The following is a 25,595-nucleotide window of genomic DNA, read 5'->3' on the forward strand; positions in this document are numbered from 1 at the left end:
CTTGGTGACAACGCGCCGCGCTTGCCTTCGCACCCCTAAGTCTTGCTTTCGGACATGGGCGACGCCAAACATCCGCCGTTTCTCAAGTCCTCCAGTCCGAAAGTCGCTCGTGCCGCCCGCCGCTCCGGAAACCCCCAAGACGTTCACCGCCGCCCAGGTCTGGGAGATGGCGGTCGCCGCGCACAACGCCGGCCGCTCAGCTGAGGCCGAGCGCCTCTACCGCAGCCTGCAGGCCGCCAACCCGACCTCTCCGACCGCGCTCAACCTGGGTCTGCTGCTGGAAGACGGCCGCCGATGGGCCGACGCCGAAGCGGTCTATCGCGACGCGCTGAAGCGGGACCCCAAGGATCCGGCGCTGCAGCGGCAACTGGCCTTCCTGCTGCTGCGGCTCGGCCGCTACCAGGAGGGCTGGCCGTTCTACGAAGCGCGCATGATCAAGCCGGGCGACCATCGCAAACCCGCGCTGAGCTTCCCCGAATGGCAGGGGCAGCCGGTCAAGTCGCTCTTGATCTGGCAGGAGCAGGGCCTGGGCGACCAGATCCAGTACGCCCGCTACGTGCGTCCGCTGCAGGCGCAGGGCGTTCAGGTGACGATCGTCTGCCCACCCCCGCTGAAGCGGCTGTTCGGACATCTGGGCTGCGAGGTGATCGCCGCCGAGGGGCAGGCCGTGATCCCGACGCACGACGCCTGGGTGCTGTCGGCGTCGCTGCCCTGGCGCATGGGGACGACGCTCGAGAACATCCCGCAGCCGCCCTACCTTCCGAGTCTCGAAGGCGGCGAAGGCATCGGTCTCGTCACCCGCGGCGCGCCCATCCACCCCGACGACGCCAACCGCTCGATGTCGGAAGCCCAGGCGAGCGGCCTGGCCGGCCTGCCCGGCGTCCGACGTCTCGACCGTGAAGCCACCGGCGCCCGGGACATGGAAGACACCCGCCAGGTCGTGGCGGGCCTGGAGCGGGTGATCACCGTCGACACGGGCCTGGTCCACCTGGCCGGGGCGATGGGCAAGCCCACCTGGCTGCTGGCGCCCTACAAGGGCGACTGGCGCTGGCTGACCGGCCGCACGGACAGTCCCTGGTATCCTTCCGTCCGCATCTTCCGCCAGCCGGCGCCCGGCGACTGGGCCAGCGTCGTGGCGGAGGTCCGCGCCGAGCTCGGCCAGCCGTGAGTCAGGCGCCGCCGGGGACGGCTGCGCACGCGCCGGTTCCCGCGGAGTTCGACGACCTGCCGTTCGTCGAGGGCTTCAAGCTGGCGTTCGCCGCGGCCACGGAAGGGCGCGATGCGGACGCTGAGGCGATGTACCGCCGCCTCCACAAGCGGGCGCCTCGCGATCCGTTGCTGGCGGCCAATCTGGGCCACCTGCTCGACTCCCAGGGCCGTGTGCAGGAGGCGGAAGCCGCCTTCCTCCAGGGCCTGGAGACCTATCCCGACGACGCCAATCTGTGCTGGCAATACGCCTTCCTGCTGCTGCGCGAAGGCCGCTATGCCGAGGGGTGGCCCTATTACGAATCCCGCCCGCCGCGGCAGGAGTGGAACGCCCGCCTGACCTTCCCGGAATGGAAGGGCGAACCGACCGGGTCGCTGCTGGTGGTGCCGGAGCAGGGCCTGGGCGACCAGATTCAGTTCGCCCGCTACGCGCCGCTGCTCAAGGCGCGCGCCCAGGACGTGAACCTGCTCTGCTCGCCCTCGCTGACGCGCCTGTTCGCCCCGCTCGGGGTGCGGACCACGCCCGCCGCCGGCCGCGTCGATGTGAACGGCCACGACGCCTGGATCCTGCTGGCGTCCATCCCGGGCCTGCTCGGCACGACGCTGGAGACCATCCCGCCCGCGCCCTATCTGCCGAGCCGCGAGGGCGGCGTGGGCGTGGGCTTCGTGGGGGTCGGCAATCCGCAGCACATGAACGACAGGAACCGCTCCCTGCCGCGCGAGCTCGTCGACGAGATCCGCGCCTGGCCAGGCGTCGTGAGCCTGCTGCCGGATGACACCGGCGCGGCGGATTTCGAGGACACGCGCCGGATCGTCGAAGGACTCGATCTGGTCATCAGCGTCGACACCGCCGTGGCGCATCTGGCGGGCGCGATGGGCAAGCCCACCTGGCTGCTCCTGCCGCCAAGCGTCGATTGGCGCTGGTTGCGCAACCGCGCCGACAGCCCCTGGTACCCGTCCATTCGCATCTTCCGCCAGCCCACGCCCGGCGACTGGGCGAGCGTCATCGCCGAGGTCCGCGCGGCGCTGGCGGCGCGCCGCTCATGACCGCCCACGGCGCGCCCAGGGACTGGCCGGCGCTCGCCTATGACGACTGGGCCGACACCGCGGCCACCCTGCACATGTGGACACAGGTGGTCGGCAAGGTGCGGATGGCGTTGAGCCCGCCGGTGAACCACTGGTGGCATGTGCCGCTCTATGTCAGCGCGCGGGGCCTGACGACCTCACCGATCCCGGCGGGCGGGCGCTCGATCGAGATCGTCTTCGACTTCCTGGACCATGTGCTGCGCATCGCCTGCAGCGATGGCCGAACGGAGACGGTCGCGCTGCGTCCGATCAGCGTGGCCCAGTTCCATCGCGAGGTCTTCGCCGCGCTCGCGGCCCTGGGCGTGACCCCGCACATCTGGACGGTCCCCTGCGAGATCGAGGCCCCGGTCCCGTTCGAGGCGGACGAGACGCACCGGTCCTATGACGCCGCCGCGGCGCAGCGGTTCTGGCGCGTCCTGGTCCAGGCGGACCGCGTGATGAAGCTCTTCCGCGCCCGGTTCATCGGCAAGGCGAGCCCGGTGCATTTCTTCTGGGGCAGCTTTGACCTGGCGGTGACGCGCTTCTCCGGCCGCCGCGCGCCGCCGCATCCGGGGTCGCCCCTGGCGCCGGCCTCGGTGAGCCTCGAGGCCTATTCGCACGAGGTGTCGAGTTGTGGCTTCTGGCCGGGCGCGCCCGGGATCGCGCCGATGTTCTACGCCTACGCCTATCCAGAACCGGCGGGCTTCAAGGCCGCCGCCGTGCGTCCCGACGCGGCGAGGTACGATCCGACCTTCGGCGAGTTCGTCCTGCCCTACGAGACGGTCCGCACCGCCGCCGACCCGGACGCCGCCCTGCTGGCCTTCTTCCAATCGACCTATGAGGCCGCCGCCGATCTTGCCCGCTGGCCGCGCGCCGAGCTCGAACGCCCAACCCCAGAGGACACCCTGTCATGAGCGAGCCGGTTCGCGCCAAACGGCCGCTGCCGTTTCCCGCCTGGATCGCGGTCGGCGTGGGCGCGGCGGCCTTGGGCGCGCTGGCCATCGGCGCGGTGTCGATCGGCGCGCTGGCCGTCGGTCGTCTGGCCGTCGGGCGCGCGCGCATCCGGCGCCTGGAGATCGACGAACTGATCGTCGGCCGCCTCGAAGTCCGCGACCGGGATTAAGGGCTTGCGCCGTAGGGCGTCAGGTCGATGCCGGGATAGCGCAGGGCGACGTCGCTCAGCGTCTGGGCGTTCCAGTAGGGGTCGCCCGGCGGCGGCCAGCCGAAGAGGTCGCGCTGGCGCGGCGTCATGTTCACCATCGCCTCTTTCCAGCCGGGGTTCAGGGTGCGGTCCGGCCAGGCGAGCTTGCCCTGCCAGCGCCAGCCGCGCGGCTTGAAATCCACCGGCATGACGAAGCGCGAGCGGCCCGGCGCCTTGAAGTTCGAGCCGCGGTGGAAGACGTCGGTCTTGTAGATCAGCATCGAGCCGGCCGGGCCGGTGACCGCCACCTCATCGTCGCAGAAGTCGCCCACCTGGGTCTGAGTGATCCCCAGTGGGATGTCGCGGGTCTTTTCCAGCGGCACGGCCTTGGTCGGCCCGTCGAGCTCGGTCACGTCGGACAGCAGGATGAAGCAGGTCATCTGCGGCATCAGCTGGTCGGCGCGCGGCACCACGATGGTGTGGTTCTCGTAGTCGCGGTGATGGGTCTGGTCGTAGTCGATGGCGCCGGCGTACTTCGCCCAGAGCTCGATCTTGTAGCAGTCGATCTCCTTGGTCTGCAGGAAGCGCTCGGCCGCGTCGATCAGGTCCGGATAGACCGGCACCTTGTTCAGGCCCCAGGAGGGGTAGGGGAAGAAGCGCAGGCCCGCGAACTGGCTCTTGGTGAACTTCGCGAAGGCGGCCGGGTCGGCGAAATAGGCCTCAGGGGTCGGGTAGATGTCCCACAAGCCCGCCTGGGCGTCGGCCAGCGTCTGCTTGTCCAGGAAGCCTTCGACCACGGTGAAGCCTCGGTCGAACACCTCCGCCAGTTTCTCGTCGGGAATCCGCAAATCAGGCGCTCCTTGCCCCTTCAACCTTGCGCCGCCAACCTTGCGCTCGGGCGAAAGGCGCGCAAGCGTTGAGCCATTAGAACAAAAGTCATTTGGAGGAACCGTGATGAGTGAGCCCCGTATCAATCCCAACGGCCCCTTGAAGGGGAAGAACGCGCTCGTCACCGGCGCCAGCCGCGGCATCGGCGAGGCCATCGGCGTGCGCCTGGCCATGGAGGGCGCCAATGTCGTGGTCTCGGCCCGCACCGCCGAGAGCGGCGAAAGCCGGCTGCCCGGCACGCTGCATGACACGGTCGAGCGCATCAAGGCTGCGGGCGGCAACGCCGCCTTCATCAAGGCCGATCTCGCCCAGGCCGCCGAGCGCGAGCGGCTGGTCGAGGAGGCGGTGGCGGCCTTCGGGCCCATCGACATCCTCGTCAACAATGCGGCGATCACCTACTTCATGCCGGTCACCGACTTTCCCGAGAAGCGCTTCAAGCTGATGATGGAGGTGCAGGTCTACGCGCCCTTCCACCTCTCTCAGCTCGTGCTCCCGGCGATGCGCGAAAAGAAGCAGGGCTGGATCGTCAACATCTCCTCCGGCGCCGGCATCCACCCTAAGCTGCCCTACAACCGGCGCGGCGGTGGCACGGTCTACGGCATGTGCAAGGCCGCGCTGGAGCGCTTCACCACGGGCCTGGCCTCGGAAGTCTACGACGACGGCATCGCGGTCAATGTGGTCTCGCCGGGCCTGGTGGCGACGCCCGGCGTCGCCGTCCATGGCCTGATCACCGAGGCCACCAAGGATCGCGTCCAGCCGATCAAGTACATCGCCGAGGCGGTCTATCGCCTGGCGTCCGGCGACCCCAAGACGCTGACGGGGACGATCAACTATGCCGAGCCCTTCCTGAAGGAACAGGGCGTCGAGCCGTCCGAACTGGTCGGAGTGCAGGCCTCGTGATCGAACAGACGATCGACATCGCCACCAAGGATGGGGCGACCACCACCTTCATCGTCCACCCGGAGCGCAATGGGCCGCATCCCGTGGTGCTGTTCTTCATGGACGCCCCGGCGATCCGCGAGGAGCTGCGCGACATGGCCCGGCGGATCGCGGCGGCCGGCTACTACGTCATGCTGCCCAACCTCTACTACCGGAAAGGCGTGCTGGAGCTGAAGGACCTGCCGCCCTTGCCGGAAGCCGAGGCGCGGGCGCGGATCTTCGAGCTCATGGGCTCGATCACCATCCCGATGATCATGGCCGACGGCGACGCCCTGCTCGACTACGCCGACCGCGACCCGGCGGCGAGCAAGGGCAAGATCGCCACCCTCGGCTACTGCATGAGCGGCCAGTATGCGATCAACTTCGCCGCCCGCTATCCCGACCGGGTGGGCGCCGCGGCCTCGATCTATGGCGTGCAGCTGGTCACGGACAAGGCCGACAGCCCGCACCTGGCCGCTCAGACCGCCAAGGGCGAACTCTATTTCGCCTGCGCCGAGCACGACAGCTATGCGCCCATGGAGATGGTCCAGACCCTGGACCAACTGGTGAAGGCCAAGAACCTCAACGCCGAGGTCGAGCTCTACGAAGGCGTCCACCACGGCTTCGCCTTCCCGCAGCGCGGCGCGGTCTACGACAAGCCGGCCGCCGAGCGGCACTGGGAGCGGCTGTTCGCACTCTGGAAGCGGCGGCTGGGCTAGCCTCGCGGCGCTTGGGCGACGATCGGCGGCGTCCAGCCGGGCTCCAGCGACTTGGCCGGATGCGAGCCTGTCACCATGCCCATGAAGGTCGGCCAGAGCTCGTAGCCCAACAGCGCCCGGGCGCGCGGCGACATGCTCCGCACGATCTCCTTGGGCACGGACAGGAAGAAGTTTTCCTGCGGCCTCGCCCAGCCGGCGCAATACTGGTTGGTGAAGGCGAGCCTGGGCTTGTCCGTGCGATTGGCGCCGCCCCGATGCAAGAGCTTGCCCGGGAAGACGAAGGCCGCGCCGGCCGGGATCTCCATCGGGACCAGCAGCTTCTCCAGCCCGCCGGGCTCCGCTTTGCGGCGCGCGACCTCCTGCTCGTCCCACAGGTGGCTGCCGGGGATCACCTCGGTCGCTCCGTTCGCCGCTGTGAAGGCGTCGATGGCGCCGATCACCGAATAGCCCACCGCCGGCGCCGAGCGCGGCTGGCGGTAGAAGCCGTCGTCCGCATGGATCGACTGCACCGTTTCGCCGGGCTTCAGGTTGATGGCGTGGGTCGCCGAGAGCAGGAAACTGCCCTCCAGGAAGCGGCTCAAGAGCGCCATCAGCCTGGGCTCGGTCGCCAGGTCCTCGAACACCTTGGCCCGCGCCACCAGGGTGTAGACCCGCTCGGTCTCGAAACCCTCGAAGTCGTTGCGGCCGCGATGGCTGCCGAGGAACGGCGCCAACGCCGCGCGGAAGGCGGCGAGGCCCGCCGCGTCGACAAAGTCCTCGATGACCGTGAAGCCCTGGTCGCGGATCTTCGCGGCCCAAGTATCAACAAGGGCGGCGTCGGCGTCGAAACTGGCAATCTTTGCGTCCATGTCGCGGCCTCTCAGACGCCTATTGTACCACGCCGCTTTCGAGCCGGCCCAATACGCCCCTGGCCGCTGCGAGGCCGGTGGCGAATGAGGCCTGCAGCAAATAGCCGCCGGTGGGTGCTTCCCAGTCCAGCATTTCGCCGGCCACGAAGACGCCGGGCCGGGCGGTGAGCATCAGTTGGTCGTCCAGGCCTTCGAAGGCGACGCCGCCGGCGGTGGAGATCGCGCGGGCCAGGGGCCGGACGCCGGTCAGCGTCAGCGGCGCGCCCTTGATCGCTGTCGCCAGCGCCGCGGGGTCCGACGGCAGATCCTTGCCGTGGGCCTCGCGCAGCAGGTTGGTCTCCAGCGGCGTCAGGTGGAGGGCCTTGCGCAGGCGGTTGGCGACCGATTGGCCGGCGGGCTGCTGGGCGATGCGGGCGGCAAGCTGGTCGGCGGCAGCGTCGGGGCGCAGGTCGATCCACAGCTTCGCCGAACCGTCCTTGGCGACGGCGTCGCGCAGGGCGGCGGAGAGCGCATAGATCGCGCCGCCCTCCAGGCCGTGCCTGGTCACCATGGCCTCGCCCCGCACGCGCACGCGGCCGAAGGTGATGGCGACGCCCTTCAGCGGCTGGCCGGCGAAGCGGTCGCGGACCATGTCGCTCCAGGCCACGTCGAAACCGGCGTTGGCGGGCTTCAGCGGCGTCACCGCGATGCCCTCAGCGCTTAGCCGGTCCGGCCAGTCGCCGGTCGAGCCCAGCTTCGGCCAGCTCGCGCCGCCGAGCGCCAGGACCGTGGCGTCGGGCCGAGCGACGGTCTCGCCGTCAGGGGTGCGAAACCGCAGCGCGCCGTCCTTGTCCCAGCCGGTCCAGTCGTGGCGCGTGCGGATCTCGACGCTCAAGGTCCGCAGCCGCGCGAGCCAGGCCCGCAGCAGGGGCGAGGCCTTCAACGCCTTCGGGAACACCCGGCCTGACGAGCCCACGAAGGTCTCCTGGCCCAGGCCCCCGGCCCAGGCGATCAGCGCCGACGGCGGGAAGGCCTCGATGAGCGGCGCCAGCCGCGTGGCCTGCGGCCCATAGCGTTTCACGAACGCGTCCAGCGGCTCGGAATGGGTGAGGTTCAGCCCGCCGCGGCCGGCCATCAGGAGCTTGCGGCCGACCGACGGCATGCGGTCATAGACGGTCACCGCCTGGCCGGCTTCCGCCAGCACCTGGGCCGCCATCAGGCCGGCCGGGCCGGCCCCGATGACGGCGACACTGCCCAAGGCCCTAGACGCCTGCCATGGCGAGCAGGGCGGCGAGGCCCACGGTCATGCCGCGCAGGCTCTCGGACTTGGCCACGTCGATCCATTCGTCCAGCGAGTGCGCGCGGCCGCCGGTCCCGCCCGAGCCGATGGTCACGGCCGGAATCCCCAGGCTGATCGGGATGTTGGCGTCGGTCGACGAGATGTCGAGCTGCGGCGTGTAGCCGGCGGCCCGCGCCGCGGCCGAGGCGGTGCGGACGATCAGCGAGTCCGGGCTGGTCGAGCCGGTGGGCCGCTCGCCGATCAGCTTGGGCGTGACCGTCACCTTGCCGAGCCGGGTGTCGCGCGCGGCGTTCTCGTGCTCGGCGCTCTCCTTGAGGATCTCCAGGAACCGGGCGTCGAGCTTGGCCAGTTCGGCGGCGCTTTCGGAGCGCATGTCGACCTCCAGCGTCACGTCGGCGGGGATCGAATTGACGCTGACGCCGCCACTGACGACGCTGGCCGAGAAGGTGGTCTTCGGGTGCGCCGGGACCTTCACCTCATAGAGCTGGTCCACCGCATGGCCCATGGCGGCCATCGGATTGACGATGCCAAAGGCGCCGAAGCTGTGGCCGCCCGGCCCATGGAAGGCCACGCGATAGCGCCGCGAACCCACCGCGCCATAGGTCACCCCCGCCGCGCTGATGCCGTCCATGGAGAAGAAGGCCTTGATGCGGTCCTTGTACTTCCCCTTGCCGAACAGGTAGCGCATGCCGCGCAGGTCGCCGGGGCCCTCCTCGCCTACGTCGCCGACGAAGAGGATGTCGCTTTTCGTCTGGATCTTGGCCGCATCCAGCGCGCGGACATAGGCCAGCAGGACCGCGAGGCTTCGCGTATCGTCGCCGATGCCCGGGGCCGACAGCCGCGTGCCCTCGCGCTTCACCTTCACATTGGTCCCTTCCGGGAAGACCGTGTCCTGGTGGGCGGCCAGCACCACGACGGGGCCGCCGGCCGGGCCCGTGCCGCGGCGCAGGCCCATGACGTTGCCCTCCGGGTCCACCTCGACGTCGCTCAGGCCCTCGGCCTTCAGCATGGCCATGAAGACCTTGCCCTTGGGCGCCTCGTGGAAGGGCGCGGCCTGGATTTCAGTGAGGGTGACGATGTCGGCGACCGTGCGCTCGTGCTCGCGGTCGAGCGTCGCGACCGCGGCCTTGAACTGCGGGCTGGCGACGATCTTCTGCACCGCCTGGTCGGCTGGGTCGGCTTTCGGGGCCGGGGCCGCGCCGATCAGGGCCAGCGAAAGAACGGCGGTTGCGAAACGGGCTGCGGACATGGAACGGCGGACCCCCAGGGCTTTGACGGCCCGGCATATCTCACCCGGCCATGCGCCGCAGCCCGGATTTTCGGCCCCCAAACGGCGCCGGCGGCTTGGCGGGCGCCGCGCGACCCCCTAAGCCTTCCGTCCAGAGCCTTTTCGGAGCGCGAAGACCTTGCTGAACCGCCGCCACGTCCTTCTCACCGCCGGCGCGACCCTGGCGCTTGCGGGATCCGCCGTGAAGGCAGCGCCCAGCGCCGACGAGGCCAAGCTCAACAAGCTGCTGGACGAGCTCTTCACCATCGAGCTGGACGAGAGCCCGGAGCTTTCCACTTCGCTCGGCCTCGACGTCGGGGCGCGCAAGGCCGACAAGTCGAAGCTCAGCCACGCCTCCATCGCCGCCCAGGAGCACGACAAAAAGCTCAACACCGAACAGCTCGCGCGCCTGAAGACGGTCGACCGCAAGGCGCTCACCGGCATGGCGGGGGTGAACTACGACTGCGTGCTCTACGATCTGCAGACCACCGAGACGGCGAACAGGCAGTTCGTCTATGGCCACGAGGGCGCCGGCAGCCCGTACATCATCAGCCAGATCAACGGCGCCTGGGGCGACGTGCCGGACTTCCTGGACAGCCAGCACACCATCGCCACCAAGGACGACTGCGAGGCCTATCTGGCCCGCCTCGACGCTTTCGCGCGCGTCATGGACGAGGAGTGCGAGCGGGTCCGCCGCGACGTGGGCCTGGGCGTCATCCCGCCGGACTTCGCCATCGCCGGCGCGCTCGCCCAGATGAAGGTGCTGCACGCGCCGGCCGACAAGTCGACGCTGGTCTCCTCGCTCGTCGACCGCGCCAAGGCCAAGGGTATCGCCGGCGATTGGGCGGGGCAGGCCAGCGGCCTCTACACTCAGAAGGTCCTGCCGGCGCTCGACCGGCAAATGGCGCTGCTGGCCAGCCTGCAGCCCAAGGCGACCCACGACGCCGGCGTCTGGAAGCTGCCGGACGGCGAGGCCTACTACGCCCAGTCGCTGGCGGTGCGCACCACCTCGACGATGACGCCGGCGGAGGTCCACAAGCTCGGCCTCGACATCACCAAGGAGCTCTCGGCCCGCGCCGATGTCCTCTTCAAAAAGATCGGCATGAGCCAGGGGACCGTCGGCGAGCGCTACGCCCAGCTCTACAAGGACCCCAAGTTCCTCTATCCCAACACCGACGCCGGCAAGGCCAAGGAGATCGCCGACCTCAACCAGCTGGTCCAGCGGATGCAGGCGCGCCTGCCGGAGTATTTCGGGACGCTCCCGAAGACGCCGCTGGAGATCCGCCGCATCCCGGCGTCGACCGAGGCCGGCGCCTCGACGCACTACACCAACGGCAGTCTCGATGGGACGCGGCCCGGCATCTATTGGCTGAACCTGCGCGACACCGCCGAGGCGCCCTTCTGGGACATGCCGACCACCACCTTCCACGAGGGCATTCCCGGTCACCATCTGCAGCTCACCCTGCAGCAGGACGCCGACCTGCCGATGGTGCGCAAGGCCGGCGGTTTCGGGGCCTACATCGAGGGCTGGGCGCTCTATTCCGAGCAGCTGGCCGACGAGATGGGCTTCTACAAGGGCGAGCCCGCCTGGGAGCTGGGCTATATCCACGACGCCCTGCTGCGCTCCGGGCGCCTGGTCACCGACACCGGCCTGCATGCGCTCCGCTGGAGCCGCGAGAAGGCGGTCGAGACGCTGAGCGGCATCGAGGGCGATCCGCCGGCCTATTCCGGCCAGGAGATCGAGCGCTATTGCGTCAATCCGGGCCAGGCCTGCAGCTACATGGTCGGCAAGGTGACGATCCTGCGCTTGCGGGCCAAGGCCAAGGCGGCGTTGGGCAAGCGGTTCGATATCCGCTCGTTCCACGACACCGTGCTGGCCGCCGGTTCCATGCCGCTGACGGTGCTGGAGAACGTGGTCGACAGCTACATCGCCGCGCACAAGGCCTGATCGGGCGGACGCTTTTCTTCGGGGGACTAACAGGTGAACCAACTCGACCGCCGGGGTTTCCTGGCCACGACGGCCGCCGGCGCCTTGGCCGTGGCCTCAGGCGCACACGCCCAGCCTACGTCCGGCGCGGAGGCCGAGCTCAACAAGGCCTTCGACGATTTCTTCAACCAGACGCTGGACCATAGCCCCGAGCAGGTGACGTCGCTCGGCCTCGACAAGGGTCCGCGCGCCGCCGCCAAGTTCAAGCTGCGCGACGCCTCCCTGGCTGCGGTCGAGCAGCGCAAGCAGGAGACCGCCGCCAACCTCGCGCGCCTAAGGAAGATCGACCGCAAGGCGCTGACCGGCATAGCGGCGGTGAACTACGACAGCGTACTCTACACCCTCGAGGCCGCCGACGAGGGCAATCGCCGCTTCCAGTACCCGACCGGCAACTCGCCCTATGTGCTCTCGCAGATCAGCGGCGCGTACCAGGGCACGCCGGATTTCCTGGACAGCCAGCACACCATCGCCACCCGGGAGGACTGCGAGGCCTATCTGTCGCGGCTCGGCGAATTCGCCCGGGTGATGGACCAGGAGGTCGAACACGCCCGCCACGACGTGGCGCTCGGCGTCATCCCGCCCGACTTCTGCATCGCCGGCGCGCTCAGCCAGATGAAGACCCTGCGCGCGCCGGCCGACAGGTCGACACTCGTCGCCTCGCTCGCCCGACGCGCCAGGGCCAAGGGTATCGACGGCGATTGGGCGGGACAGGCGACCCAGGTGTACGAGCAGAAGGTCATCCCGGCGCTCGACCGCCAGATGGCCTATCTCGAGGGCCTGAAGGGCAGGGCGACCCACGACGCTGGCGTCTGGCGGCTGCCGGACGGCGACGCCTATTACGCGCTGGCGCTGCGCACGCGGACGACCACCACCATGACGCCTGCGCAGGTCCACAAGCTGGGCCTCGATGTGACCAAGGAGCTGAACGCCCGCGCCGAGGTGCTGTTCGCCAAGCTTGGCATGACGCAAGGCAGCGTCGCCGACCGCTACCGCGTCCTCTTCAAAGACCCGAAGTACCTCTATCCCAACACCGACGAGGGCAAGGGCAAGGAGGTCGCCGACCTCAATGCGCTGGTCCAGGGGATGCAGGCGCGCCTGCCGGAATATTTCGGGACGCTCCCGAAGACGCCGCTGGAGATCCGCCGCATCCCGAAGGAGACGGAAGCCAGCTCGTCCACCCACTACACGCCGGGCAGCCTGGATGGGACGCGGCCTGGCATTTACTGGCTGAACCTGCGCGACACCGCCGAGGCGCCTTTCTGGGACATGCCGACGACGACCTTCCACGAGGGCATCCCGGGCCACCATCTGCAGAACACCCTGCAGCGCCAGGCCGATCTGCCGATGATCCGCAAGGCCAGCGGTTTCGGCGCCTATGGCGAGGGCTGGGCGCTCTATGTCGAGCAGCTCGCGCAGGAGATGGGCTTCTACAAGGATCATCCGGACTGGGAGCTGGGCTACATCCACGACGCCCTGCTGCGCTCCGGGCGCCTGGTCACCGACACCGGCCTGCATGCCCTGCGCTGGAGCCGCGAACAGGCGAGCCAGGCGCTCAGCGACATCGACGGCGATCCCATCCCGCTCGCCCAGCAGGAGATCGAGCGCTATTGCGTGACCCCCGGTCAGGCCTGCACCTACATGGTCGGCAAGGTCTCGATCCTGCGGCTGCGCGACAAGGCCCAGGCGGCGCTCGGCCCGCGCTTCGACATCCGCCAGTTCCACGACGCCGTGCTGCTCTCCGGCTCCATGCCGCTGACCGTGCTGGAGGATCGTGTGGACGGCTATATCGCTTCACAAAAAGCCTGAGAAAAATCTCCGGGGAATCTGAAATCATGAACCAATTCGACCGTCGCAGCTTCCTCGCCACCACCGCAGGCGCGGCCCTCATGACCGCCGCGCCGGCTCTCGCTCAGGGTGGCTCGGAAGACGCCAAGCTGCGCGCCAAGCTCGATTCCATGTTCGAGATCGGGGTGGACGAGAGCCCGATGCGCGCCACCTCGTTGGGCCTCGACAAGGGCCCCCGCGCGCCGCTGCGCTTCAAGCTCGACGACAATTCCGAGGCCGGCCGCGCCAAGCGGCTAGAGCGCGCCCGCGGCTGGGCCAAGGACCTGCACGCCATCGACCGCGCGAAGCTCTCGGCGGCGTCGAAGGTCGATTACGACGTGGTGCTCTACGGACAGGAGCAGGCGGTCCGCAACGGCGACAAGTGGAAGTTCGGCGACACCGGCGGCAACTTCCGGCCCTACGTGATCAGCCAGCAGAGCGGGTCCTACCAGGGCATCCCGGACTTCCTGGACAGCTCGCACAAGGTCGCCAACGCCGAGGATGCCGAGGCCTATCTGGCGCGCCTCAACGCCTTCGCCGGGCAGATGGACAACGACCTCGCCCGCCAGAAGCATGACGTGGCGCTGGGCGCGATCCCGGCCACCTTCATCTGCGACCTCTCCATCGGCCAGATGAGGGCGCTGCGCGACCAGCCGGCGGCGCAGACCATCCTGGTCGCCTCCATCGTCAAGAAGGCCAAGGCGGCCAACCTCAGCGGCGACTGGGAAGGTCGTGCGACGAAGATCGTCGAGACGTCCGTCTTCCCGGCGCTCGACCGCCAGATCGCCGCCATGACGGCGCTGAAGGCCAGGACCAAGCCCGACAGCGGCGCCTGGGCGCTGCCGAACGGCGAGGAATACTACGCCGACGCGGTGAAGGCTTCGACCACCACCGACTACACCCCCGAACAGGTCCATCAGCTGGGCCGCGAGCAGGTGGCGGAAATCTCCGGCCGCCTGGACGCCATCCTGAAGAAGCAGGGTCTGAGCCAGGGCACGGTCGGCGCGCGGCTGGTCGAGCTCAACAACCGGCCCGATCAGGTCTTCCCCAACACCGACGCCGGGCGCGCCGATATCCTGAAGCTGCTGAACGGCCACATCGTCGAGGTCTACAAGCTGCTGCCCAAGGCCTTCAACACGCTCCCCAAGGCCAAGGTCGAGGTGCGCCGCGTGCCGGTGTTCATCCAGGATGGCGCGGCCAACGGCTACTACAACTCCGGCTCTCTGGATGGCTCCCGCGCCGCCGCCTTCAACATCAACCTGAAGGAGACGTCCGATTGGCCGCGCTACAATCTCTGGACGCTGGCGCACCACGAGACGATCCCCGGCCACCACCTGCAGATCGCGCTGGCGCAGGAGTCGACGCAGATCCCGATCCTTAGGCGCACCGGCGGCCAGTTCTCCGCGTTCGTCGAGGGCTGGGCGCTCTATGCCGAGCAGCTGGCCCAGGAGATGGGCGCCAACGACTTCGACCCGCTGGGCGAGGCCGGTTTCCTGCAGAGCTTCCTGTTCCGCGCGGCGCGTCTGGTCACCGACACCGGCATCCACGCCAAGCGCTGGACCCGCGAACAGGCGACCCAGTACATGGTCGACACCATCGGCAATACGAAGACCCGCGCGCAGCGCGAGGTGGAGCGCTACTTCGCCGGGCCCGGCCAGGCCAACAGCTACAAGGTCGGCCACACCGTCTGGGCCAAGGTGCGCGACGAGGCCAAAACCAAGCTGGGACCGAAGTTCGACCTCAAGGCCTACCATGACGCCGTCCTGCTCTCCGGCGCCATGCCGCTGACGGTGCTGCAGCGCCACGTCTCGGAGTGGATCGCGACGCAGGCCTAGAACCAGCCCGCGGCCTTCAGCTTGGCGGCGTAGGTGCGGCTGACCGGCGCGGTGAGGCCGCCGGCCAGGCGCAGTTCGCCCCGGCCGCGGCGCCAGCGCACGCCCTCGATGGCGTCGCCGGCCGCCCACCAGGAGCGGTGGACCTGGAAGCCCGCGACGCCTGTGAGTTCGGCGAGCGCATCGGCGAAGCGGGCGCTGATCAGCTCCGATCCGGCGTCGGTGTGGACCCGCAGGTAGTGGTCTTCCGCCTCCACCGCGATCAACCGGGCCTCGCGGCGCCGCGCCGACAACCGCTGGCGGAAGGCCTCGTCGCTGACGGGTTCGGGTGACGGAACCGCCTCGCCTCGCAAAGGCCGCTCTCCGATCAGCTGGCGAACGCCCATGACCGCCGCGCTGATCACGAAGACCTGCCAGACAAGATCGGTGAACATCCGCATCGGCGACGGGCCGAACGCCGCGCGGGAGGCGAACCAGACCAGGACACACACGCCTGGCGTCATCACCACCGAGGAAAAAGCCCAACGCAGCCAGGGGTTCGCGAAGCGCTTACCGCCGAACTCGTCCACCGCGACGCCGATCACGCCGCCGCCGACGATCACGCCCGGCCAGTAAACGAGGCGCACGAGCATGGGCGAGCTGATGCTGCCAAACGGGCCGAGCGCGGCCAGGAACAGGCCCATGGCTGTCATCAGGACAAAGTCCCGCGCCAGGGTCTTGCCGTCGGTGCGGCCTGGGGTGCGAACGGGAATCGGTCGGGTCACGCCCGCGATCCTGCCATGGCCGGCGCCCGGCGGCGTGCCCGTTCGCGCAGAAATCGCCCCGTTCGCGGGGACCGATCCGGCCTCGCGTCGCCCTTCGCGCAGAATTGGCGCCGTTTGCGGGAAGGCGTCTCGCCCCCGAAAACGTCCCGAGCCATACCCGCCTCAAGCAATCGGAGGTGTCCTGTGAATTCCTATGTTTCCAGAGGCTTGTGGGGTTTCGGCGCGGTCTCAAGCGTGCTCATCGCGCTCGTCTCATACCGCTATCTCGTGCCCCACATGCCGATCCCGCCGAACGTCGGCGCCAACCTGATGGCGCGGCCCTGGCTCTTCGTCCACGCGGGCCTGGCCTCGACCGCCCTGCTCGTTGGCCCCTGGCAGTTCCTGCCCCGTCTGCGCGCGCGGGTTCCGCGGCTGCATCGGTGGCTCGGCCGCATCTACATCTTCTCCTGCATTGTCGGCGGGACGGGCGGCCTGCTGCTGGCCGGCGGCGCGACCGCCGGGCCCGTCGCGCGGGCGGGCTTCGGCCTGCTGGCGGTGATCTGGCTGCTGGTCAATGTCCAGGGGCTGCGGCTGGCGATGACTGGCCGCTACGCCGAGCACCGCCAGTGGATGATCCGCTCCTTCGCCCTGACCTTCGGAGCCGTCCTGCTGCGGGTCTATATTCCGCTGTCTCAGATGATGGGGATCGAGTTCATGACCGCCTACCGCGCCATCTCCTGGCTGGCCTGGGTTCCGAACCTGATCGTCGCCGAGCTTTACGTGCGCGGCGTATTCCGGCCACGCCGGCCCACGGCGGCGATGGCTTGAGCCCCCTCCTTGAGCACAGGGCCCGCTTGCTGACATGATGCTGTCAGCAAGCGGGCGCCATGTTGCGGCCTGGCGGGAAACGGACCCCTCACACAAAGGACCAAGCCATGTCGAAAGAGCTGATCTTCTATACCAACCCCATGTCCCGCGGCCGGATCGTGCGCTGGATGCTGGAAGAGGTGGGCGCGCCCTACGAGACGGTGATCCTCGACTACGCCTCGACGCTGAAGGGCGCCGACTATCTGGCGATCAATCCGATGGGCAAGATCCCGGCGATCAAGCATGGCGATGTGGTCGTCACCGAGGCGGCGGCGATCTGCGCCTATCTCGCCGATGCGTTCCCGGAGGCCGGCCTCGCACCGCCGGCCGGCGAACGCGGGGCCTACTATCGCTGGCTGTTCTTCGGCGCGGGTTGCGTCGAGCCTGCCGTCAGCTCCCGCAGCCTGGGCTTCGAGCCCAAGCCGGAGCAGAAGCGCATGGCCGGCTTCGGCTCGCTAGAGGACACCCTGAACGCCCTTGAGACCGCGGTCACCGGCCACAAGTTCATCGGCGGGGACACGTTCAGCGCGGCCGACGTCTACACCGGCTCGCAGATCGGCTGGGGCATGCAGTTCGGCTCGATCGACAAGCGACCGGCGTTCACCAGCTATTGGGAGCGGGTCTCCAGCCGCCCGGCCGCCATCCGCGCCCGCGAGATCGACGACGGCCTGATCGCCGCCGCGCAGGCGCAACAGCCGCAGCCGGCCTAGCTGCGCGGCTCGATCAGGTCGAAGCGATTGCCGTAGAGGTCCTCGAAGACCGCGACCACGCCGTAGGGTTCGTGGCGCGGCGCCTCGAGGAAGCGCACGCCGGCGGCGGTCATGCGGGCGTGGTCGCGGGCGAAGTCGTCGGTCTCCAGGAACAGGAACACCCGCCCGCCGGTCTGGTCACCGACCCGCGCGATCTGTTCGGGGCCTGACGCCCTGGCGAGCAACAGGCCAGGACCACCGCCTGGGGGCGTCACGACCACCCAGCGCTTGCCGCCGCCCTGGTCGGTGTCGGAGCTGAGCGTGAAACCGGCCTGGCCGACGTAGAAGGCGATGGCCTCATCGTAGTCGCGGACCAGGAGGGCGGTGAGCGTGAGTTGCATGTCAAAGCCCCGAGGCCACGGCGCGGATCTGCTCGTGCATCCAGGCGATGGCCGGCTCGGCCAGCCGTTCGCGCAGATAGACCAGGCTGATGTCCACCGACGGGCTTTCGTAGGGCGGATCGATCAGCCGCACGCGCCCGCCCTGCGCCGACAGCAGCGCCAGGCGCCGCGGGATCAGGGTCGCCATGTCGGTCCGGCTGGTGATGGCCAGCGCGGTGTAGGTGTCCGGCACGGAGACCCCCACCTGCCGCGTCAGGCCGCGCGACGCCAGGGCCGCCTCCAAGGCCCCGGCGTCCTCCCAGCTCGCCCGGCTGACGAAGGCGCGGCGCTCGCCGCCGTCCTCGAGCAGTCCCGGCATGCCGCGGGCCATGACGACATGCGGGACGGACACCAGCCTCTGCAGGTCGACCTCGACGCCCTGGAACTTCGGGTGGCCGGCGCGGACGACCCAGACCAATTGCTCGGTGAGGATGGTCTCACGGGCGAAGCGGTCCGGCGCGGCCAACACGCTGCCGACCATGAAGTCGATGCGGCGCGCGTCCATCCGCTCCAGCACGTCCAGCGCGAGCTCGGCGATCGTCAGCTCGGCCTGCGGCGCGGCCTCGGCCAGGCGGCTGGCCAGCGCCGGCGCCAGGACCGCGCTGGCGTAGGCGCCGGTGACGACGCTGAAGCGTCGCTGGCTGGTGGCCGGGTCGAAGTCGGAAGGCGCCAACGCGGCCTGCAGCTGGTTCAGCGCGGCATGCACCTGGGGTCCCATCTCCACCGCGCGCGGGGTCGGCTGCATGCCGGTGGAACCGCGCACAAACAGGTCGTCGTTCAACATGTACCGCAGGCGGTTCAGCGCGTGGCTCACCGCCGACTGGGTGAGCCCGAGCCGGGCGCCGGTGCGCGTGACATTGCGTTCTTCCAGCAGGACGTCGAAGACCCGCAGCAGGTTGAGATCCTGGATCATGAGCCATGTTCATTTGTTGCGTGACAACATATCATTTGAGTCATCGCCAGGGCAGCCCTATCTCAGGTCTCGACGGGAACGCCGGCGCGGCCAGGGAAGGCCAGCGTCCGATGTCCCGTCTGCGGCGTTCAGGTCCGCAAATATCCAATTCCGAAAGGGGCTCGCGTGAGCGATCCTGAAGTCATCCCGCTGCGCGGCAACGCCGATGTCGACACCCGGGCGAAGCCCAGTGTCATGCAGCGGCTGCGCTGGCCGCTGATCGTCGGCGGCCCGCTGCTGATCGCCGCGATCGTCGCCTATTTCCTGATCACCGGCGGCAAGACCCAGACCACCGACGACGCCTATGTGCAGATCGCCAAGGCACCGGTCGCGCCCTCCATCGGCGGCCGGGTCACCGACGTCTACGTCCATGAGAACGAGGTCGTGAAGCGCGGCCAACTGCTCTTCAGGCTCGACACCCGCGACCTGGCCGCGACCGCCGAGGCGGCCCAGGCCACCGTCGCCAACGCCTCGCTGCAGGTCGCCGCGCTCCGCGCCAGCTACCAGCAGCAGCAGGCCATGGTGCAGGCCGCCAAGGACCAGCTCGCCTACGCGACCACCGAGGCGACCCGCGAGAAGAACCTGGCCAACGTCGGCGTCGCCTCCCAGGCCCAGGTCGACCAGGCCAACCACGCCGTGCTGGCCGCGCGCACGCAGCTCGCCGGCGCCCAGCAGCAGGCGGCCCAGGTCCTGGCCAACCTCGGCGGCAATCCCAACCTGGCCGCCCCCGCGGCGCCGGCGGTGATGCAGGCCCAGGCCCAGCTTGACCGCGCCCGGCTGAATATCGCCTACGGCACGGTGGTCGCGCCCGCCGACGGCATCGTCACCCGCGTCGACCAGATGCCGGTCGGCACCTATCTCAACGCCTCGCAGACGGGCTTCTGGCTGTTGTCCGGTGAGCCCTGGATCGAAGCCAATTTCAAGGAAGACCAGCTGGCCCACATGAAGGTCGGCCAACCGGTGACGATCAAGATCGACGCCTATTCCGGCGCCCTGAAAGGCCATGTGGCGAGCTTCTCGCCCGGCACTGGCCAAGCCTTCTCCGCGCTCCCGGCCCAGAACGCCACCGGCAATTGGGTGAAGGTGGTCCAGCGCCTGCCCGTCCGCATCGCCTTCGACAAGCCGCCGCCGGACATGGCCGGCCGCGCCGGCCTCTCGGCCAAGGTGACCGTCGACGTCGTGGCGCCGGGACAAGCTTCTGGCCAAGCCTCCGGCCAGGGCCGCTAGGGCGGTAGAAGGCCGCCCCCATGGTCACCCCACACGACGCCAAGAACCGCTGGCCGATCACCATTTCGATCATGCTGGCGACGGTGATGAACTCGCTGGACACGACGATCGCCAACGTGGCCCTGCCGCACATGCAGGGCTCCGTCTCGGCCTCGCCGGAGCAGATCACCTGGGTGCTGACGTCCTACATCGTTTCCGCCGCGATCATGACGCCGCTCTCGGGCTGGCTCGCCGACCGGATCGGGCGCAAGCGGATGTTCCTGATCTCGATCGGCGGATTCACGGCTGCGTCCATGCTGTGCGGCATCGCCACCAGCTTGCCTGAGATCGTGCTCTTCCGGGTGCTGCAGGGGGTGTTCGGCGCGGCCCTCATCCCGTTGAGTCAAGCGGTGCTGCTCGACATCAACCCGCCGGAGAAGCATGGCCAGGCCATGGCGATCTGGGGCGCCGGCGCGATCCTGGGCCCGATCCTGGGCCCGGCGCTGGGCGGCTATTTCACCGAGAACTTCTCCTGGCGGTGGTGCTTCTACATCAACCTGCCGATCGGCATCTTGGCCTTCCTGGGCGTCCTGTTCTTCATTTCCGGCGACCGCCTGAGGGCCGCCAAGAAGTTCGACTTCCTGGGCTTCGGCATGCTCACCCTGTTCATCGCCGCTTTCCAGATGGCGCTGGACCGCGGGCCCAGCCAGGACTGGTTCCAGTCGCGGGAGATCTGGACGGAGACGATCCTGGCGATCGTCGGTCTCTGGGTGTTCGTGGTCCACACCATGACCACGGCTCACCCGTTCTTCGACAAGGCGCTGATCCGCGACCGCAACTTCGTCACCGCCAGCATCTTCGGCTTCTTCATCGGCATCCTGCTGTTCTCGACCATGGCGCTGCTGCCGCCGATGATGCAGACCCTGCTGGGCTATCCGGTTCTGACCTCGGGCCTGGTCAGCATGCCGCGCGGCCTGGGCTCGTTCGTGGCCATGTTCTTCGTCGGCCGGATGATCGGCAAGGTGGACACGCGGCTGATCCTGTTCGCGGGTTTGCTGATCAGCTGCGCGGCGCTCTGGCAGATGCTGCACTTCGACCTGTCGATGACGGTCTGGCCGTTCGTGACCTCTGGCATTGTCCAGGGCCTCGGCATCGGCCTGCTATTCGTGCCGCTCTCGACGCTGGCCTTTGCGACCATCCCGCCGCACCTGCGGCCGGAGGGCTCGGGCGTCTACACCCTGATCCGCAATCTGGGCTCCAGCGTCGGCATCTCGATCATGAACGCGCTGGTCGTGGCCAACACCCAGACCATGCATTCGAGCCTGGCCGGCAAGGTCGTCACGTCCGATGCCGTGGTTCGCGCCACCTTGCCCAGCATGCTCAACCCGGCCACCGCGGCCGGAATCACCTCTCTCAACGGAGAGGTCACCCGTCAGGCCTCGATGGTCGCCTATGTCGACGATTTCCGCCTGATGCTCATCATCACCATCGCCTGCATGCCCATGCTGCTGCTTATGCGCAAACCACGGGCTGTCGGCGGGGAGCCCATGCATGCCGCGATCGACTAGACTTGTTCCCCTCCTCGCGGCGTCCGCCTCGGCCCTGACTCTGAGCGCCTGCGCCACGGTCGGGCCGAACTTCAAGGCGCCGGAGGGCCCCAAGGGCCCCGCCGCGGCCGGCTTCGCCATGACCGGCGACGCGGCCGCGCCCGGCGTGCGGCTGAGCCCCGACGCGCGCACCGCCGGGCCCTGGTGGCAGGCGTTCGGCTCGGCCGACCTGGACGGCGCAATCCGCCAGGCGCTGGCCGACAGCCCCTCCATCGCCGAGGCCCGCGCCGCTCTGGAAAAGGCGCAGCATCAGGCCCGCGCCGTGCGCGGGGGCCAGTTCGCCCAGGTGGACGCCAATGCCGCCGCCGAGCGGGAACGGATCAACCTGGCGGCCTTCGGTTTCTCAGGCTTTCCCGGCCTGCCGCCAATCTCCAGCCCGACCATCAACCTCTACCAGGTGGGCGGATCGGTGAGCTACGACCTGGACCTGTTCGGCGGCAAGAAGCGCGCCACCGAGCAGGCCAATGCGAAGGCTGAGGCCATGGCGCGCCAGGCCGATGCCGCCTATCTGACGCTCAGCGGCAACATCGCCATGCAGGCCATGAAGATCGCCAGCCTGCGCGCCCAGATCGCCGAGAGCCAGGCCATCGTCGCCGACGACCGCCGCGTGATCGAGATCGTCCGCCAGGCCGAGGCGGCGGGCGGCGAGGCGCACGCCGCGCTCTCCGGCGGCGTCGCCCAGCTGGCCGAGGACGAGGCCCTGCTGCCGCCGCTGCAGCGCGACCTCGACATCGCCCGTCACCAGATGGCCTTGCTGGTCGGCAAGTCGCCGTCGGAATGGACCGCGCCCGATTTCGACCTGAAGACCCTTAAGGCGCCGGCCGAGATCCCGGTCAGCCTGCCCTCGCAGATGGTCCGCAATCGCCCCGACATCCTGGCCGCCGAAGCCGACCTGCACGCCGCGACCGCCGCCATCGGCGTGGCCGTGGCCGCGCAGTATCCGGACATCAAACTGTCGGCGGTGCTGACCCAGGAAGCTATCAAACCCGGCGACATTTTCCAGGCTGACTCCGCGGCCTGGACCGTGTTGGGCGGGCTGACCGCGCCGGTGTTCCATGGGGGGACCCTTAAGGCCAATCGTGCGGCCGCCGAGGCCGATGCGCGCATCTCGCTCGCCCGCTACGAACAGACGGTGCTGAAGGCCTTCGTGCAGGTCTCCGACGTGCTCTCGGACCTCGGCACGGACCAGCAGTCGATCACGTCGCTCGAACTGGTCAATCAGGCCGCCGAAGCCGGCGCGCAGGACGCCCAGAACGCCCTGCGCCTGGGCGGTGGGCCGATGGTCGACGTGGTCCAGGCGCAGCGCACCTTGAGCCGCGCGCGCCGGGCGCTCGTCGAAGCCCAGGGCCGCCGGATGAGCGATCTCGTGGCCCTCTACGCCGCCACCGCCACCGACTGGCGCGCCGCCCGCTAGGGCGCGGTCCCAGCTTGCGGCCCTAGCTTACCGCCATGGCGTCGCGGTGCGCCTTGCTGTGCGTTTCGGCGAGCAGGAACACCGAGACCAGCGAAACCAGGCACAGGCCGGTCATGTAGACGGCGATCGGCGCGGACGAGTGGTATTTGGCGAACAGCGCCGTGGCGATCAGCGGCGCGAAGCCGCCGCCGCAGATGGCGCCGATCTGATAGCCCAGCGAGGCTCCCGAATAGCGGAACTCGGTGGAGAACAGCTCGGTCATCAGGGCCGCCTGGCAGCCGTACATGGTCGAGTTGAAGATCAGGCCGCCGGCGATGGCGAGGAGCATCATCGGGAAGGCCGCGGTGTCGAGCAGATGGAAGAACGGCCAGGCGCACCAGGCCGCCGCCAGCGCCGCGCCGGCCATGAAGACGCCGCGCCGTCCGACCCGGTCGGAGAGCCAGGCGGTCAACGGCAGGACCGGGGCGGAGAAGCAGCTGGCGATCACCACCACCCACAGGATGGACGTCTTGGCCACGTGCAGGGTGCTGGTGGCGTAGGACACCGCGTAGGTGATCATCAGGTAGAAGGTGCCGTTGGCGGCCACGAAGGCGCCCGCCGCCAGCGCGATCTCCTTGGGGTTCTTGGCCAGGACCTTGAGGATCGGCGAGCCCTGGGCGGCGCGAATCTTGGCCTGGGCCTGGGTCAGGCTGACGCCGGTCTCGGCGGCGAGCGCCGCGGCCTCGTCCTCCTGCTTCTTCGCGGCCAGCGCCTGGGCGGCCTTGAAGTCGGCGGTGTCCTCGAGTTTCAGCTGGATGTAGAGCGCGAGGCCCACCAGGACGATCGACAGCAGGAAGGGTACGCGCCAGGCCCACGCCAGGAAGCTGTCCGGCGGCACCGTCGCGCCCATGATCAGGAAGATGGCGTTGCCCAGGATCACGCCGGCCGGCACGCCCATCTGGGCGAAGCTGCCGTAGAAGCCGCGCTTGGTCGGCGGCGCATTCTCGATGGCGATCAGCACCGCGCCGCCCCATTGGCCGCCCACGGCCAGGCCTTGGATGAAGCGCAGCAGGATCAAGATCAGCGGAGAGAGCACGCCCAGGCTCGCATAGCCTGGCAAGAGGCCCACGCTCGTCGTCGCAAAGCCCATCATCAAGAGCGCGGTCACCAGAGCGGTCTTGCGTCCGACCCGGTCGCCGAAGTGGCCGAAGATCACGCCGCCCACCGGCCGGGCGATGAAGCCCACGGCGAAGGTCGAGAAGGCCGCGAGCTGCGCCACGGCGGGCGGCAGGCTGGCGGCGAAGAACAGCTTGGGAAACACCAGCGCCGCCGCTGTGCCGTAGATGAAGAAGTCGTACCATTCGATGCTGGACGCAGCGAGCGAGGTCATCGCCAGCTTGCCGATGTTGATCTTGGCGGCGGGCGCGCCGGCGGCTGCGGTCATGGTCCCTCTCCCGAACTGTGCGCGGCGTGATCCCGCGCTTGCCGGAAGGGGTAGCGCAGTTCCTCCCCCGAGCGAAGGGCCCGAGGGAGGTTTTTGGCGTCAGATCAAGCGTGTGGCCGGGCCGCCTCGCTGGCCTCGGCCGCCAGGCGGCCGGTCAGTTCGGCCATATGGTCGAAGTCGGCCTCGAAGGCGCCCAGGCCCTGGGTCAGGCCGCGCAGTTCGGCGATCAGCCCCTGGCGTTCGGACTGCGGCAGATAGGCCTCGATCCGCTCCCAGCCGCGCCAGTCTTCCCGGGGGGCCAGACCCAGGATCTGGCCGCGCCGGGCGGTGAGCGCCGAGGTGACGTTCGAGGCGCTGGGCGAGGGCGAATAGACCGTAAGCTTCTCGATGGGCTCCAGCAGCACCGCGCCGCAGTCCGGCAGGCCCTCTTCCATCGCCAGGCGCCCGGCCATGCGGAAGGCCATTTCGGAGGAGTCGACGCTGTGGGTCTGGCCGTCGGTCAGCGTGACCTCCAGGTCGGTGACCGGGAAGCCGAGATGGCCCTTTTCCAGCCCGTCGCGGACGCCCTGCTCGACGGCGGGGATCCACTGCTTGGGCACCGCGCCGCCGACCACGCGCTGGCTGAAGACGAAGCCCGAGCCGCGGGGCAGGGGCCGGATCTCCACCGTTACGTCGGCGAACTGGCCATGGCCGCCGGACTGCTTCTTGTGCCGCGAGCGCTGGGTCGTGCCGCGCTGGATGGTCTCGCGGTAGGCGGTCTTCGGCTGCTGGGTGTCGATCTCGACGCCGAAGCGGCGTTTCAGCCGCTCGAGCGCCAGCCGCACATGGCCCTCGCCCTGGCCGGCCAGCAGCACCTGGCGGGACTCCGCGTCATGCGTGAGGCGTAGGCCGGGGTCCTCCTCGATCAGCTTGCCGAGCGCCCCGGAGAGGCGGACGTCGTCCTTGTGGTTGCGGGCCGAGAGCGCGACGGCGAACAGCGGCCGGCGCGGCGTCGCGGCGGCCGTCACCGTCTGCGGCTTGCCGGTGGTCGAGAGGATCTGGCCGGCTTGCGCCGCCTCCACCTTGCCGATGGCGCAAACCTCGCCGACCGGGGCCGAGGCGATCTTCTTGATCGCCGCGCCCTGCACCGAGAACAGCCCGCCGGCCCGGCAGCGCTCACCGTCCGGCAGCACGAAGTCGGCGCCGTCCGGCAGGGCTTTGCCGAACACCCGGGCATAGGCGAGCTTGCCGGACTGGCCGGCGTAGGCCGCCTTCAGCACATAGGCGCCGGCCTCGATCCC

Annotated in this window: 23 protein-coding genes; 14 read left to right on the forward strand and 9 right to left on the reverse strand. The window is 69.3% G+C overall.

Features of this window, described 5'->3' with window-relative positions; translation table 11 throughout:
• The first annotated feature begins 109 nt into the window (after positions 1-109).
• The 4 genes from VKQ35_RS05415 to VKQ35_RS05430 are packed head-to-tail and all read left to right on the forward strand — an operon-like array spanning position 110 to position 3,394.
• Complete coding sequence (locus VKQ35_RS05415; protein ID WP_324359310.1) at positions 110-1,168, forward strand: tetratricopeptide repeat protein; 1,059 nt, start codon at positions 110-112, stop codon at positions 1,166-1,168.
• A complete protein-coding gene (locus VKQ35_RS05420) occupies positions 1,165-2,253 on the forward strand; it encodes a tetratricopeptide repeat-containing glycosyltransferase family protein (RefSeq protein ID WP_324359312.1) in 1,089 nt (362 codons plus the stop codon). The genes VKQ35_RS05415 and VKQ35_RS05420 overlap by 4 nt, the downstream gene beginning before the upstream one ends.
• Positions 2,250-3,185 (forward strand): DUF5996 family protein, encoded by a 936-nt coding sequence (locus VKQ35_RS05425; RefSeq protein ID WP_324359313.1) that lies wholly within the window; start codon positions 2,250-2,252, stop codon positions 3,183-3,185. Before VKQ35_RS05420 ends, VKQ35_RS05425 begins: the two co-directional genes overlap by 4 nt.
• Positions 3,182-3,394, forward strand: coding sequence for a hypothetical protein (locus VKQ35_RS05430; protein WP_324359315.1), 213 nt, complete (start codon positions 3,182-3,184; stop codon positions 3,392-3,394). The genes VKQ35_RS05425 and VKQ35_RS05430 overlap by 4 nt, the downstream gene beginning before the upstream one ends.
• On the opposite strand, the gene VKQ35_RS05435 is transcribed toward VKQ35_RS05430, so the two are convergent.
• The gene (locus VKQ35_RS05435; protein WP_324359318.1) at positions 3,391-4,260 is read right to left on the reverse strand and encodes a phytanoyl-CoA dioxygenase family protein; all 870 of its coding nucleotides are present in this window, start codon (positions 4,258-4,260) and stop codon (positions 3,391-3,393) included. The genes VKQ35_RS05430 and VKQ35_RS05435 overlap by 4 nt on opposite strands.
• Positions 4,261-4,366: 106 nt before the next feature.
• Here VKQ35_RS05435 and VKQ35_RS05440 point away from each other — a divergent pair, with 106 nt between their 5' ends.
• Positions 4,367-5,200, forward strand: coding sequence for an SDR family NAD(P)-dependent oxidoreductase (locus tag VKQ35_RS05440; protein ID WP_324359320.1), 834 nt, complete (start codon positions 4,367-4,369; stop codon positions 5,198-5,200).
• Entirely contained in the window at positions 5,197-5,937 is a 741-nt protein-coding gene (locus VKQ35_RS05445; protein ID WP_324359322.1) for a dienelactone hydrolase family protein, read from the forward strand. Before VKQ35_RS05440 ends, VKQ35_RS05445 begins: the two co-directional genes overlap by 4 nt.
• Here the strand turns inward: VKQ35_RS05445 and VKQ35_RS05450 are convergent.
• From VKQ35_RS05450 to VKQ35_RS05460, 3 genes are read right to left on the reverse strand one after another with little or no spacing between them, the layout of a single operon-like run.
• Positions 5,934-6,785: a phytanoyl-CoA dioxygenase family protein gene (locus VKQ35_RS05450; RefSeq protein ID WP_324359324.1), complete on the reverse strand. Its 852-nt coding sequence runs from the start codon at positions 6,783-6,785 to the stop codon at positions 5,934-5,936. The two genes, VKQ35_RS05445 and VKQ35_RS05450, sit on opposite strands and share 4 nt — an antisense overlap.
• Positions 6,786-6,804: 19 nt before the next feature.
• On the reverse strand, positions 6,805-8,022 hold the full coding sequence (locus VKQ35_RS05455) for a TIGR03862 family flavoprotein (RefSeq protein ID WP_324359326.1): 1,218 nt from the start codon (positions 8,020-8,022) through the stop codon (positions 6,805-6,807).
• A 4-nt stretch (positions 8,023-8,026) separates the two neighbouring features.
• Complete coding sequence (locus tag VKQ35_RS05460; protein WP_324359328.1) at positions 8,027-9,313, reverse strand: M20/M25/M40 family metallo-hydrolase; 1,287 nt, start codon at positions 9,311-9,313, stop codon at positions 8,027-8,029.
• Between the two features lie 220 nt (positions 9,314-9,533).
• Between VKQ35_RS05460 and VKQ35_RS05465 the strand changes: the two genes are divergently transcribed.
• Genes VKQ35_RS05465 through VKQ35_RS05475 form a run of 3 tightly spaced genes read left to right on the forward strand, consistent with a single transcriptional unit; the run spans position 9,534 to position 14,977 of the window.
• Complete coding sequence (locus VKQ35_RS05465; protein WP_324359330.1) at positions 9,534-11,279, forward strand: DUF885 domain-containing protein; 1,746 nt, start codon at positions 9,534-9,536, stop codon at positions 11,277-11,279.
• Between the two features lie 33 nt (positions 11,280-11,312).
• On the forward strand, positions 11,313-13,124 hold the full coding sequence (locus VKQ35_RS05470; RefSeq protein ID WP_324359332.1) for a DUF885 domain-containing protein: 1,812 nt from the start codon (positions 11,313-11,315) through the stop codon (positions 13,122-13,124).
• 26 nt (positions 13,125-13,150) lie between these two features.
• Positions 13,151-14,977, forward strand: a complete 1,827-nt coding sequence (locus VKQ35_RS05475) for a DUF885 domain-containing protein (protein WP_324359334.1) — start codon at positions 13,151-13,153, stop codon at positions 14,975-14,977.
• Here the strand turns inward: VKQ35_RS05475 and VKQ35_RS05480 are convergent.
• Complete coding sequence (locus VKQ35_RS05480; RefSeq protein WP_324359336.1) at positions 14,974-15,738, reverse strand: LytTR family DNA-binding domain-containing protein; 765 nt, start codon at positions 15,736-15,738, stop codon at positions 14,974-14,976. The two genes, VKQ35_RS05475 and VKQ35_RS05480, sit on opposite strands and share 4 nt — an antisense overlap.
• Before the next feature lie 183 nt (positions 15,739-15,921).
• Here VKQ35_RS05480 and VKQ35_RS05485 point away from each other — a divergent pair, with 183 nt between their 5' ends.
• Both VKQ35_RS05485 and VKQ35_RS05490 read left to right on the forward strand, forming a co-directional pair.
• Complete coding sequence (locus VKQ35_RS05485) at positions 15,922-16,545, forward strand: DUF2306 domain-containing protein (protein ID WP_324359339.1); 624 nt, start codon at positions 15,922-15,924, stop codon at positions 16,543-16,545.
• A 107-nt stretch (positions 16,546-16,652) separates the two neighbouring features.
• Positions 16,653-17,294 carry a glutathione S-transferase family protein gene (locus VKQ35_RS05490; RefSeq protein WP_324359341.1) on the forward strand — a complete coding sequence of 214 codons (642 nt, stop codon included), beginning with the start codon at positions 16,653-16,655 and terminating at the stop codon, positions 17,292-17,294.
• Here VKQ35_RS05490 and VKQ35_RS05495 read toward each other — a convergent pair.
• A complete protein-coding gene (locus VKQ35_RS05495; RefSeq protein ID WP_324359343.1) occupies positions 17,291-17,674 on the reverse strand; it encodes a VOC family protein in 384 nt (127 codons plus the stop codon). The two genes, VKQ35_RS05490 and VKQ35_RS05495, sit on opposite strands and share 4 nt — an antisense overlap.
• A 1-nt stretch (position 17,675) precedes the next feature.
• Positions 17,676-18,626: a LysR family transcriptional regulator gene (locus VKQ35_RS05500; protein ID WP_324359345.1), complete on the reverse strand. Its 951-nt coding sequence runs from the start codon at positions 18,624-18,626 to the stop codon at positions 17,676-17,678.
• 165 nt (positions 18,627-18,791) lie between these two features.
• Here VKQ35_RS05500 and VKQ35_RS05505 point away from each other — a divergent pair, with 165 nt between their 5' ends.
• From VKQ35_RS05505 to VKQ35_RS05515, 3 genes are read left to right on the forward strand one after another with little or no spacing between them, the layout of a single operon-like run.
• Positions 18,792-19,892 carry an HlyD family secretion protein gene (locus tag VKQ35_RS05505; RefSeq protein ID WP_324359347.1) on the forward strand — a complete coding sequence of 367 codons (1,101 nt, stop codon included), beginning with the start codon at positions 18,792-18,794 and terminating at the stop codon, positions 19,890-19,892.
• Positions 19,893-19,912: 20 nt separating this feature from the next.
• Positions 19,913-21,439, forward strand: coding sequence for an MDR family MFS transporter (locus tag VKQ35_RS05510; protein ID WP_324359348.1), 1,527 nt, complete (start codon positions 19,913-19,915; stop codon positions 21,437-21,439).
• On the forward strand, positions 21,423-22,892 hold the full coding sequence (locus VKQ35_RS05515) for an efflux transporter outer membrane subunit (protein ID WP_324359350.1): 1,470 nt from the start codon (positions 21,423-21,425) through the stop codon (positions 22,890-22,892). Before VKQ35_RS05510 ends, VKQ35_RS05515 begins: the two co-directional genes overlap by 17 nt.
• A gap of 22 nt (positions 22,893-22,914) precedes the next feature.
• Here VKQ35_RS05515 and VKQ35_RS05520 read toward each other — a convergent pair whose 3' ends face one another.
• Both VKQ35_RS05520 and VKQ35_RS05525 read right to left on the reverse strand, forming a co-directional pair.
• On the reverse strand, positions 22,915-24,315 hold the full coding sequence (locus VKQ35_RS05520; RefSeq protein WP_324359352.1) for an MFS transporter: 1,401 nt from the start codon (positions 24,313-24,315) through the stop codon (positions 22,915-22,917).
• A gap of 104 nt (positions 24,316-24,419) precedes the next feature.
• A partial coding sequence (locus tag VKQ35_RS05525) for an elongation factor G (RefSeq protein ID WP_324359354.1) occupies positions 24,420-25,595 on the reverse strand: 1,176 nt, incomplete at its 5' end.

The organism is Phenylobacterium sp., from assembly GCF_035309685.1.
Lineage (GTDB): Bacteria > Pseudomonadota > Alphaproteobacteria > Caulobacterales > Caulobacteraceae > Phenylobacterium.

Coding starts and splice junctions, on each gene's coding strand:
- VKQ35_RS05500 (WP_324359345.1), bottom strand. CDS start 18,626: ATGATCCAGGATCTCAACCTGCTGCGGGTCTTCGACGTCCTGCTGGAA.
- VKQ35_RS05450 (WP_324359324.1), bottom strand. CDS start 6,785: ATGGACGCAAAGATTGCCAGTTTCGACGCCGACGCCGCCCTTGTTGAT.
- VKQ35_RS05475 (WP_324359334.1), top strand. CDS start 13,151: ATGAACCAATTCGACCGTCGCAGCTTCCTCGCCACCACCGCAGGCGCG.
- VKQ35_RS05430 (WP_324359315.1), top strand. CDS start 3,182: ATGAGCGAGCCGGTTCGCGCCAAACGGCCGCTGCCGTTTCCCGCCTGG.
- VKQ35_RS05460 (WP_324359328.1), bottom strand. CDS start 9,313: ATGTCCGCAGCCCGTTTCGCAACCGCCGTTCTTTCGCTGGCCCTGATC.
- VKQ35_RS05520 (WP_324359352.1), bottom strand. CDS start 24,315: ATGACCGCAGCCGCCGGCGCGCCCGCCGCCAAGATCAACATCGGCAAG.
- VKQ35_RS05510 (WP_324359348.1), top strand. CDS start 19,913: ATGGTCACCCCACACGACGCCAAGAACCGCTGGCCGATCACCATTTCG.
- VKQ35_RS05490 (WP_324359341.1), top strand. CDS start 16,653: ATGTCGAAAGAGCTGATCTTCTATACCAACCCCATGTCCCGCGGCCGG.
- VKQ35_RS05495 (WP_324359343.1), bottom strand. CDS start 17,674: ATGCAACTCACGCTCACCGCCCTCCTGGTCCGCGACTACGATGAGGCC.
- VKQ35_RS05515 (WP_324359350.1), top strand. CDS start 21,423: ATGCCGCGATCGACTAGACTTGTTCCCCTCCTCGCGGCGTCCGCCTCG.
- VKQ35_RS05440 (WP_324359320.1), top strand. CDS start 4,367: ATGAGTGAGCCCCGTATCAATCCCAACGGCCCCTTGAAGGGGAAGAAC.
- VKQ35_RS05425 (WP_324359313.1), top strand. CDS start 2,250: ATGACCGCCCACGGCGCGCCCAGGGACTGGCCGGCGCTCGCCTATGAC.